8 protein-coding genes and 3 tRNA genes are annotated in these 11,725 nt (G+C 32.8%); 5 read left to right on the top strand and 6 right to left on the bottom strand.

Features of this window, described 5'->3' with window-relative positions; translation table 11 throughout:
* Window positions 1–156 precede the first annotated feature (156 nt).
* Both J8281_RS08075 and J8281_RS08070 read right to left on the bottom strand, forming a co-directional pair.
* The gene (locus J8281_RS08075) at window positions 157–555 is read right to left on the bottom strand and encodes a hypothetical protein (RefSeq protein ID WP_210197105.1); all 399 of its coding nucleotides are present in this window, start codon (window positions 553–555) and stop codon (window positions 157–159) included.
* Window positions 556–564: 9 nt separating this feature from the next.
* Window positions 565–888: a helix-turn-helix domain-containing protein gene (locus J8281_RS08070; protein WP_210197104.1), complete on the bottom strand. Its 324-nt coding sequence runs from the start codon at window positions 886–888 to the stop codon at window positions 565–567.
* A 546-nt stretch (window positions 889–1,434) separates the two neighbouring features.
* Here J8281_RS08070 and J8281_RS08065 point away from each other — a divergent pair.
* The 4 genes from J8281_RS08065 to J8281_RS08050 all read left to right on the top strand — a co-directional run bounded on the left by J8281_RS08065 (window position 1,435) and on the right by J8281_RS08050 (window position 7,788).
* Window positions 1,435–3,048 carry an AraC family transcriptional regulator gene (locus J8281_RS08065; protein WP_210197103.1) on the top strand — a complete coding sequence of 538 codons (1,614 nt, stop codon included), beginning with the start codon at window positions 1,435–1,437 and terminating at the stop codon, window positions 3,046–3,048.
* A gap of 1,268 nt (window positions 3,049–4,316) precedes the next feature.
* A complete protein-coding gene (locus J8281_RS08060) occupies window positions 4,317–4,487 on the top strand; it encodes a hypothetical protein (RefSeq protein WP_210197102.1) in 171 nt (56 codons plus the stop codon).
* A gap of 888 nt (window positions 4,488–5,375) precedes the next feature.
* The gene (locus tag J8281_RS08055) at window positions 5,376–7,100 is read left to right on the top strand and encodes an ATP-binding protein (protein ID WP_210197101.1); all 1,725 of its coding nucleotides are present in this window, start codon (window positions 5,376–5,378) and stop codon (window positions 7,098–7,100) included.
* 19 nt (window positions 7,101–7,119) lie between these two features.
* Complete coding sequence (locus J8281_RS08050) at window positions 7,120–7,788, top strand: response regulator (RefSeq protein ID WP_210197100.1); 669 nt, start codon at window positions 7,120–7,122, stop codon at window positions 7,786–7,788.
* Between the two features lie 921 nt (window positions 7,789–8,709).
* Here J8281_RS08050 and J8281_RS08045 read toward each other — a convergent pair.
* The 4 genes from J8281_RS08045 to J8281_RS08030 form a co-directional block, all read right to left on the bottom strand.
* Window positions 8,710–9,150, bottom strand: coding sequence for a GNAT family N-acetyltransferase (locus J8281_RS08045; RefSeq protein ID WP_210197099.1), 441 nt, complete (start codon window positions 9,148–9,150; stop codon window positions 8,710–8,712).
* Between the two features lie 340 nt (window positions 9,151–9,490).
* Window positions 9,491–9,564, bottom strand: a tRNA-Arg gene (locus J8281_RS08040).
* Between the two features lie 11 nt (window positions 9,565–9,575).
* Window positions 9,576–9,650: transfer RNA gene (locus J8281_RS08035), tRNA-Pro, on the bottom strand.
* 127 nt (window positions 9,651–9,777) lie between these two features.
* Window positions 9,778–9,861, bottom strand: a tRNA-Ser gene (locus J8281_RS08030).
* A 263-nt stretch (window positions 9,862–10,124) separates the two neighbouring features.
* Between J8281_RS08030 and J8281_RS08025 the strand changes: the two genes are divergently transcribed.
* Window positions 10,125–11,720: a hypothetical protein gene (locus J8281_RS08025; RefSeq protein WP_210197098.1), complete on the top strand. Its 1,596-nt coding sequence runs from the start codon at window positions 10,125–10,127 to the stop codon at window positions 11,718–11,720.
* Window positions 11,721–11,725: the final 5 nt, after the last annotated feature.

Here is an 11,725-nt window from a genome sequence, read left to right as displayed (position 1 = left end):
GTTTTGCTAACTCTAATAGTCCTAACTTTGGTTTGATGATTTTTTCTTCTGTGTTCATCTGACAAATATTTAAATTGATTTAAACTAAATTACTAAAATTGTCAGATTAAGTATTAACTATTACAAATTATATTATAAAAAAGTGCTAGAATTCAATCATTCTGGCATTTTTTTATTAGGTAAGTTTTTAGTGTTCTTTATTTTGATCATCTTGACTTTATAACTCTCTTCATCACTAGTAGCATAAACAATGTATGTGTCTTTATCGGTTTGTGTAATGTTTACTTTTATTACTTTACCAATTATGTCGTTAACCGAAGAATTAACATCTTTGACAGTTGCTACATACTCACAATTAGATAACCAATTAATAGAACTCCTTAAGGTTCTACCATTTTTTTTATTAACCTCAATTTGTGTGGAGTCAGTGCGAGTTACAACCCAATCGTCATTATCAGAATACTTGAAAGTTCCAGTTTTGAATTTATTACAATCTTTTTTTTGAGCAAAACAACTAAATATTGTTAATGATAAAAGGAGAAAAAAATATTTCATAGATAAAGTTTATGCAATCGATTTAAGTTTAACATTTTTGATCAGTGAATCGAAAGTATATAAGATAAGTTCTTTATCAGTATCCTCCATCTGCTGTACTTCGATGACTCTTTTGAGTTGGTGATCTACTTCTACGGTCATTTTACCGATCAAGAAATCTAAAGATATTTCTAATACATCCGCAATTTTAGAAGTGACCTCAATCGATGGTTTTACTTCATCAAGTTCATAACGATCAATAATATCTCCCAAGGTACCTACCTTTTTACTCAAATCATTTTGCGAAAGCTTTTTATGCTTGCGTAGCTTGGTTATGTGCTCTCCTAAAGTCATACTTAAAAGTCGTTAAAATGCTATATGTAATACGGTTTTAGCAAAAATAGATGATTTATAGATCATAAACAATGAGCCTATAGTATTTCTAAGAGACAAACAATGCAAACCAATACTATAGAAAGTTAAGATTCTTACTTATCTTATAGACAACAACAATTTCAGCTAAACAGCTATCTAAAATTACTGAAGAATAAAGCAAAAGAACACTTAGTTTATATAAGGATCAAAATTAAAGTGTTATGGTATAAGATGTACAAAGATGTAGAACGATATCTTATATAAAATTTTCTACAGATAGGATTCGGGTTTATTTAGTAATTTTGGGAAATGAAACTTTGGCGTGTCATTTCCCCTTTTACATTCTTTGGGGTCTTAATTCATTGTAGTAGTTTGCTAACTTTTAGTCAAACCGATGAAAATATAATTTCCTCTAGGAAAAAATGGGACAGTATTCTTCATCATTATCAATTAAGCGGTAACCATATTCTATCAGTACCTGAACGTCTGAACCATGTATCTTGTTTTTTGAATAATGTATATCAAATGAAACAAGATTCATTAATATATTTAGGATTAATGAGAAAGACTATGTTACTTGGTAAAAATCAAGAATTTGATAGTGCTATTGCTTATACTCATAGACTTCTTAAGTTGGCAATCAAAAATAAGGATACGTTGTATATGTCAAAGGCAAATACCAAATTAGGACTATACAATGAAAGTAAAAATGAATTAGAATTGTCATTTAAATATTATAATCAAAGTTTTAGAGCTTCGCGAAGCTTGGGAGACAGCCTAAGAGCTGGTATTAGTCTTCTAAGAATGGCAAATATTCAGTCAACGTTGGGCGATTACTCAGGAAGTAAAACTACAGCGATAGACGGAATTAAATATTCAGAAAATAGTAAGGATGTTGAGCTTCTATCTGGTTTATATCATATCATTTCAGTTTCAGAACTTGAACAAAAAAAGTATAGTAAAGCTTTAAAATATAATGAATTAGCTATTAGTTTAGAGAAAGATATGTCCTCTCAAAATTTTAATAATAGTAATCTTCATATTTTTAAGAATACAAGGGCCAATATTTTGTCTAGTAAAGGAGACTATTATAAAAGTATTCTTATTCTTTCAGCTTTAGTTGGTGATTCTGTTGTAAAAAATAATAAACTTGAATATTCTAGAATTTTAGATAATTTAGGATACATAAAATGGCTTAAGAACCAAAAAGATAGTACCACAATAGATTTCCTTAATCGTGCTTTAATGATTCGCAAACAAATGGGGGATATCGAAGGCTTAATAGCCAGCAACATCCACCTCACTAAATACTATCTAAACAAAAATAATTCAAAAGCATTTAAATACGCAGAATCTGCGTATCAAAATGCTTTAGAATTAGGGAGCCTCACATCTATCATAGAGTCTCTTGGCTATATCTTCCAACTAAAAGACAACGTAACCGAGGAAGCCAAAGTATACCATGAAACCTCTCAAAAATTGAATAAGATCAACCAAAGCAATCGTGAGATCTATGCGGTCACTAAGTATGAAAATGAACTATTGGAACAGCAAAATATACAATTAGCACAAAAAAATGATACGATGACCGGCTATATACATGTAGCAGCAGTACTATTGGTATTTAGTATGATAGGTGTAGGCTATTATGCTTACCAGCGACATCAATATAAAAAACGGTTTAACGCAGTATTGGCGAGACAGCAGGAACCTACTACTGCCGCTATAGCTACAAAACCCAACCCTAACCCTGGTATTAAAGAACTCCCTGCATCGATGAGCCAGGAAACTTTAGATCATTTACGTAACGCGCTACAACAGTTTGAAGCGCAGGAACACTATCTGGCTCCAGATATTAATGTACATACCCTGGCTCAAAAGTTTAACTCTAACACAAGCTATGTCTCTATGATGATCAATGCCGATAAGCAAAAAACGATGAATCAATACATCAATGATTTACGAATTGATTATGCCATTACCCGCTTACAACAAGATAAGGTGTTTAGAAAATATACCGTTAAAGCTATTGCCCAGGACATCGGATTCAATTCTGCAGAAAACTTTGCTAAAAAATTCTATAAAAAGACCGGTATTTACCCATCCTATTACATCAAAAAACTGAATGAGGACGCATAATATATCATGAAGAAGAGCGTCAGGTAGCCGTCATCCCGAATTTGATTCAGGATCACATCCATATAATAACTAAAACGCTAACCTAGAAATAAAAATAAGCCAGTTCCCTTTAGATATAAGCTTGTTTTAGTGGTACTGCTGTAAATAGGTACTACAAATTTATTTGCAAAGGGTTTTCCAATGCTAAAATATGCTATCCACTAGAAAAAGGCTATTATTTGTTTATTTAAATTATAAGGGTACCCATTTAACTCTCCTAAGCATTTTCTAAAAAAATTCTATCCCGCACTACCCATCATCTTACCTGTCGTATTACGCTATTGTATTCAAAAGGAAGAGATCCTGAAGTCTCCCCTTGAGGGGAGATATAGAGGGGTGTCACCCGCTATTACTCTTCCAAAGGCATTTAAATATAACCTTAGCCTTAGATAAATAACCCTATAAAATTATCAAATTCATTTATCACCAATTCCACTCTTGCATCATGTTTTTGGGTGTAGCATATGAAGTCTCTACATGTCTAGATACAACTAAATTAACATACTTTCTAATAGTGAATCTGGATACACTTGTTTCTACTTTCAAGTATTTAATAATGAGCTACTAATAAGCTTACTTAATTTATTTTCTAGTTAAAGGTTAAAACCCTGCAATTTTGTTGCAGTTACTTTAGTTTATATAAATTTTTGACACAGATTGTCATTCCGTACTTGATACGGAATCCATAATTCTCTATGGATTCCTGCCTTCGCCGGAATGACAGATCGGATTCCAATTTAATAGAGAATTTCATTCTTTTTAGAAAACTCTGGATTTCAAATCTATAGTGGTTTATTTTTAAGTAAAAGCAATTACTCCTTTCTTCTTCCTTTTCTTTTAGATACTGCTTAAGAATTCAATTCTGCTACATACTAAATCTTTTAAGTCTCATATGTTTTTTGAATTATTGGAATCCTACAGCCTTATGCGGAATCTCTGGAATCTCTGGTATTAACTACAGGGTAACCTACAAAGCCTCCTTAATTTCACGTCGTAACTAGTTTCGGTTAAACATTGTTAACATACTACATGTAGTAACGAAGTTTTTTCGGGAATCTGTAATAGGAGGGTCATAGACCCATTGGAAAGTAGTCTAACATCCTCTATCTGGTTCCCACTTTCCATAACAAAACAAGGAGTACTCCCTAATGTAAATCGCGGCTATGGTTACCAGGATTTTATAAGAAAGTCCTGGAGTGTATTCGCTATGTCAAATTCAAAAAAAAATAATGATGATGAAAACTTTATTTTATATATTAATTACACTAATGATGACCACAACATTCACTTCTTGTACGGCAGACAGTGACTCTGAAGCTGATGATATTGAACTTTCGGTAGAAGATGAAGTAGCAAACAATGAAACGCATGGACATGTTGAAGATGAAGATGAAGGTTGAATAATTTCTCAAAACGCTTCAAAATATATCCATCTGGTATATGTCATATGTCTCTAAGTCTTATATTACATATACCAGATCTAATTTACTAATTTTGAGAAATGAAGTTTTAATAGATTGTTTCTTTTTTTTGTGCAAGTATTAGAAACTTTAGTTTTATTAATTAGGTTTTTGGTCATATCAAAATACCGAACATTGCTTCTCATGATCTGGGTAGTATCTCCAAGTATTATACCCAATACAAAGAGGATTTGTAAGAGTAAATTAATTTATTACAAAGGGAGAATTGAATATAGGGCTAAGCAAAATTGTAGTGATCAAAAGTGATTACTCTATTAATGAACGTTTAAAATCTGATGCCTATATTATTGAAGAGTGCGATGGCTTATGGAGATTTTTCTATTAAGATGAAAAAAGAGAAGAATCTCAACAAAATTTATTTAAAAGTAGAGAAGAATTCTTTAAGTATCTCATAAGCAATTTTAAAGATCAACTTTAACTTTTAGTAAGGATAGGTTTAAATGAATTATAGTTAATAATAGACTGGGATTTATATAATTTAAGATGTATGCAGAAGTAAAACAGAGCATCATATAAAAATTTACTTAGGTCGAGTTCGGGTTTATTTAGTAATTTTAAGCCATGAAACTTTGGCGTGTCGTTTCCCTTTTGGTATACTTTGGGGTTTTTCTAGTATGTATAAGTACAAATATGTATAGTCAAACCTCGAGGAATGTATTAACTTCGTACGAACTTGATAGTATCTCTACTTATTATAAGTTAAGTAAATCTAATAAGCTTCCATATGAACGGCGTTTAAATTACATTAACGTTTTTTTAGAAAAAGCGGAGCTGTACAATAATGATTCGTTAGTATACTTAGGTTTAATGAGAAAAACCTGGTTATTCGGTAAATTTGGAAACTTTGATAACGCCATATTATATTCGAAAAAGCTTCACCAATTAGCTTTAAAAAATAGTAACTCAGAATATCAATGTAAAGCCTTTATTAAACTTGGATATTATTATAAAGCTCTAAATGAACTTAAGAAATCTTTTGAATATTATAATAAGTCGTTTAAGATGTCCCGTAGCAAAGGTGACAGTCTCAGGGCAGCAAAAAGTTTGCTTCAAATGGCTAATATCCAGTCCTCTTTAGGAGACTATTCTGGAAGTAAAGCGACTGCTACTGATGGTTTGAAGTTTATGAAAAACACCTCCGATTTGAAAAGTCTATCAGGATTATACCACATAATTTCAGTAGCCCACACTGAACAGCATAATAATATAGAAGCTCTCAAATATAACTCTCTTGCGTTGGGATTAGCAAAGGATAGTTTATCAGTTATAAATATCAAAATGAATAATATTTTGATTTTCAAAAATACTAAGGCGGTAATTCTCTCTCAACAAGGTAAAAATAAAGAAGCAATATCGATTTTAATGGATTTAGCTGCAGATTCGGTTGTTGTAAAGAATAAGAAAGAATATTCAAGAGTTCTGGCTAACTTAGCATATGTAAAATTTTTAGAAAATAAAGAAAATAAAACTTCTGAAAAACTATTACTGAAAGCTATCAGTGTAGCTAGAGTATCTGGAGATGTACGAAGTTTAATTACAACCAACATCCACCTCACTAAATACTATCTAAACAAAAATAATTCAAAAGCACTTAAATACGCAGAATCTGCGTATCAAAATGCTTTAGAATTAGGGAGCCTCACATCTATCATAGAGTCTCTTGGCTATATCTTCCAACTAAAAGACAACGTAACCGAGGAAGCCAAAGTATACCATGAAACCTATCAAAAATTGAATGAGATTAACCAAAGCAATCGTGAGATCTATGCCGTTACCAAATATGAAAATGAAAATCTTACCAACAAAAACCTTAAACTTGAGACCGATAATGCCAAATTAGCTACAGAAAAGGCAAAAGAAGAACGGGAAAATGTAATTTACCTGTTGGGAACGGTTATTTTACTCTTATCAGGGGGATTTATCGTGTATTTATTACAGCAACGACACAAAAGAGAGCGTATACGGGATGTTTTTAAGGCAGAAACCCGTATTTCGAAAAAACTACACGACGAGTTGGCGAATGATGTATACCATGTGATGACTCAAATTCAAAACCAAAGAAACGATCACGAGGTATTAGATAAGCTCGAGGATATTTATAGCCGTACCCGGGATATCTCAAGGGAAAACAGCAATTTTAAAATCGATAAGAATTTTGTACAAGAACTTAGCGGTATGTTAAGCAGCTACGGTTCACAAAACACTAAAATCATTATAAAAGATATCGAACATGTAAATTGGTCGGTCATCACCCCAGAAAAAAAGATTATTATTCATCGCATTATACAAGAGTTAATGGTGAATATGAAAAAACATAGCCAGGCCTCTCTCGTGGCGGTAACCTTTAAAAAAGGAACCAAAACGCATGAAATTACCTATGCCGATAACGGGGTAGGAATTGCTAAAAAAAACATAATTTATAGCAATGGACTCCAGAATGCGGAAAACCGTATAAAAACCATTGGCGGATCATTTATCTTTGAGACTGAAGAAGGAAAGGGCTTTAAAGCCAGAATGCATTTCCCCAATTAATCAAAATAATACGTCTATTATGTTCAATAAAGTTTTAGTTGCAGAGGACCTGGGAAGTATCAATCATGGAATCTCCAATATTTTACACGAACGAACAGGAGTTAAAGAAATAAAACAAGCGCAATATTGCGATGATGCCTACTTAAAGTTTAGAAGAGCGCTACGAGATCGAAACCCTTTTGACCTGTTAATTACAGATCTGTCTTTTAAAGATAGTCACCGTGAGCGGGATATCGTATCAGGGATACAACTCATTAGAGAAATACGGGCTATGCAACCTGATATAAAAGTGATCATTTACTCTATGGAAGACAGACCGGCAAAGGTGAAATCTTTTTTTGATGATTATAAAATCAACGGTTATGTATGCAAAGGCAGGTACGGCTTAAACGAACTGGTACAGTCGGTGTTAGAAATATATAAAGGGAATACCTTTATCTCTCCGTTACTTGCGAATGCTATGAGCAAGAATAATATATTCGAATTGAAAGACTATGATCTTTTGTTGCTCAAATATTTATCAGACGGTCTTACGCAAGAACAAATAGGAGCATATTTTAAGAAAAACCATATTTCTCCCAATAGTATCAGCTCTATTGAAAAACGAATAAATAAATTAAAGTATAATTTTAAAGCCAAAAATGCGATTCATTTAATTGCAATGACAAAAGATTTGGGTTTGCTTTAAAAAAACAAACAACCCTGCAATTGTAAAACTTTGGCGAGCCAACAAAAGCAGGGTCTGAATAACGATTGATTTTTTCAAATCGACCATTATATGTGCATATATCAAACAAAATAACTCAAAAGAAAGTCACGCTTTTATTGAGTTATTTTTTTGTTTATGTATAATTTTCAAATCATTAAGGGTGAAGAGCTCTTACTTTTAAATCACCAATATAATAAGAACCTTTTACATAATTACGGTTTCCCGTTAAAAAAATGATGTTGACATAAAACCATCGTGATCATTTTTAACGTTATCAGGATTAAACCCGGTTTATGCATTAGAATTTTGTTATGAGGTTTGAAAATGTCACGACAAAGCATTGCTTTGGGCGAGATGTAGCGTTGGAAGAGTGTTTTCTAAGTTTCAGTATAGCATCGCTACGGTGAAACTTAAAAATACAACGTAGTGCTTGGTTTTGCAGCAGTTTCAAGCCGTAATAGATTTTCTAATGCATAAAGCGGATTAAAGCTTACTCCAAAAAAAGAAAAAATAAAGCACTATCCTAGGCTTAGAATAGGGTCTTATTAGATGGATAAAAATCAGGCAAGTTAAAAACAAAAAAGTCTTACCGGTTTCAGTAAGACTTTCTGTGACCCCGAGCATCGAGAGTTCGAACTTTTTTGTGAATTCGTTAACAGAATTGAGCGATTTTATAGAGAATAGTATTATTCAGATGAAAGCAACGGTTTGGCTATGAACAGTACGGGAGCAAACTAGCGTTTGTTGTCCGCCAAGCACATAGTGAAGTCTTTTGTTGCGATTTATTTTTTTCCTGTCCAGAGCAAAATCTAAAAGATTTTGCGGACTTTATAAAAATACATAAACCTTTCGATTAAGCCCGAAGCCTGTATTTTTATAGGTTGTGTAAGCTGCTGGTTTTTATTCATTGGTCTTTTCCATTTCATACAAGTCCAAACCTTCTCCCCAATAATTTTTTTCGATTCGATTAATGCTATAATCAAATTTTTCAAAAAACCTATAGGCAAGCTGAGATGTTGTTACAATCAATTTTTTTACCATTTTATCTTCACGAAATATTTTCAAACAATACTCTACCGATTGTTTTCCTAATCCTTTTCCCGAATAACTTGGGTCAAAAAAAATCCAGGTTATTCGTCCAGAATTATCGTCTTCATTCACGTAATATCCAGTTCCGCCAACAATAGTATTATCCACTTCAACTGTTAGATAGGTTTCTGCATTTTGATTTAGATATTCTTCAAAATCTTTTATTTCGTTTTTGTCAAAGAATTCAGGAATATTCAACCTGAAAATTCTCAGTAAGCTTTCCTTGTCATCGAGTTTGAACGGTCTAATCATATTTTTAAAACTTGTATCTAACGCAAAAATAAGTGTGCTTTTTTATAGTTAGCATGTATTTATGTTATATTTTTAAAATACAATGTATGAATTAATTACAAACATTAGAATTACATTATTTTTATAACAAAATTCTGTTTTCAGGCTATTGATATACAGAATAAACGTTATGAACTTTATCCAATATTTTTAACTACATTAAGGGTGTAGAGGGGTAGATCATATTTATAAGCTTAATAGATTATATGGCTTAAAAATAGAATTAGAACGTTCTATCATTATCAAATAATAATTCTGAAAAAAGAAAAAATTTTCCTGAAAAGGAAAATTTTTTCCAAAGTGATCGCGACAGGATTCGAACCTGTGACCGTCTGCTTAGAAGGCAGATGCTCTATCCAGCTGAGCTACGCGACCAAAAAATGATGTCGGGGTGGCAGGATTCGAACCTGCGACCTCCGCGTCCCAAACGCGGCGCGATAACCGGGCTACGCTACACCCCGATGATATTGAATTACAGTACTTCTATAATTTAATATCCAATCAATATTATTTACCAGCTATCGCGCTGCGCGATACCGGGCAGAGTTTATCCCGCACTTGATGCGGGGCTACACCCCATAACAAAAGCGGAGAGACCGGGATTCGAACCCGGGCAACACTTGCGCGTTGACAGATTAGCAATCTGCTCCATTACCACTCTGGCACCTCTCCTTTATACTTATACTGAACGTCGCATTAGTATTTCAAATGCGGATGCAAATGTAACTTTTATGTCCCTACAATGCAACATTTTTTTTGCATTATTTCTTATTCATAAGAACCACTCAATTAAAATATTGAGAATCAGTTTCATCTCTTTGTTTTTCTTGGCGCGAACTTTGATACATGCTCTTCAAAGAAAGCTTTTTATATATTTGTAAAGGATAAAGACCTATGTAAAATCTGTTATGTATATTTCAAAAAATAATATAAGCATGAACTCCAAATCTATATTTTTTTTCATAATTCTTTGTAGTAGCGTTGCTTTTGCGCAAAAACCAGTACTTCTTAAAGATTTTGACCTCAAAGTAGGCGAGAAATATAAAAGAATAAAAAGCCTTGCCACATATCACATTGCTTCCGGAAATCGCCTTGTATCTATCAAAAAAGGTCGTAATGCTATGACAGTGCAAAGGTTTGATCTTGAAAAATTGACCGAAAATGTAAAATTGCGACAGGTCATAGAGGATAGAGGAAACTTTCAAACTGTGATGGAATTAGGCGGTAAGGCAGTTGTTTTTTATACCATCAAGGATAAAGCATATGGTCAAAAGATTTCACCTACGGGTATCGTCGCGAAAAAGCCAATAGTATTGATTAATGATAAGGAAAATATTGATAGTGATTTTGGTTTTAAAAGCACCTATGGATTTGACGCAGGAGGTAGAATAAATAAATTTGCTTTCAAAAAATCACCTGATGGTAAAAAGTTGCTTACTTTATTTCGTATAAAAACAGGCGATACTAAAGGTGATAAAATTGGAATAACCGTTTTTAGTGATGGTTTGAATTTGTTATGGAGAAGAAAAGTGACCATGCCTTATGCTTCTGAAATTCTTCAAAATGAAGACTTCGCTATTGATAACGATGGAAACTTTTATATGACCGCCTCTATTTTTAGTGAAGCTTCAGACGAGAAAAACAAATTGGATGCTTCGTATAGAACGGAAGTGTTTAAAATTACTGAAAACGGAGAAGAGGTCATTAAACATAAAATCGACATTCCAGGTCGTTCTATTACTGATGCGGTGATAGCATTTGGTAACGATAATACCCCTAAGGTTTCAGGATTATTTGCTAATCAAGCCAATAAAAATGAAGCATCCGGAATATTTACGGCTACGTTGTCTTCTACTGGTGCAATAGCGTCGTTAGCCCAGAGTACAATTTCTGAAGAGACTTTGCAAAATCTAATGATGCAACGAGAAGCGCGAATTAATGAAGGTACTCAAAAGGAAGATGATCTCAAAGATCTTGAAAAGATGAAAGTAAATAATGTAATCTATAATGCAGATGGCAGTACTGTACTTTTTGCCGAACAACGCTTTGTAGATGCTTTTACCACATCGAGTTCTTCGGGATCAAGAACTACCTATAAATATTATTATCGTGATATTTATGCCTTTAAATTGTCGCCTAAAGGATCCCTACTATGGATGCATAAATTACCAAAGTGGCAAATGGGTACGGTAGGTAAAAGAAGTATGTCTTACTTAAATTTTAAAAGTAACGGCAAACATTATGTGTTTTATATAGACAATTTTACCAATTTAAAAAGATCATTTGAAGAAACTCCTGCACGATATTTTGACGGTAAAAAGGAATTTTTATACGTAACCGCTTATGTTATTGATGATGATACTGGAAAAACTACCAAAGAAGCTATTTTAACTAGTAGTGACATCAGAAACTCTAGATTAGATGTACTAGAATTGACCAAAGCTGCTATGCTACCCAATAAAGATATTATTTTGGAAGCTTTCGATGGCAAAAAAAACAACTTGTTAGTTAAAATTTCATTAGCGAAATAAAAACG

The sequence above is a fragment of the Aquimarina sp. U1-2 genome (genome assembly GCF_017897595.1).
GTDB lineage: Bacteria > Bacteroidota > Bacteroidia > Flavobacteriales > Flavobacteriaceae > Aquimarina.
Note: the sequence above shows the minus strand (reverse complement) of the source record. Positions and strands in the feature narration are given on the sequence as shown.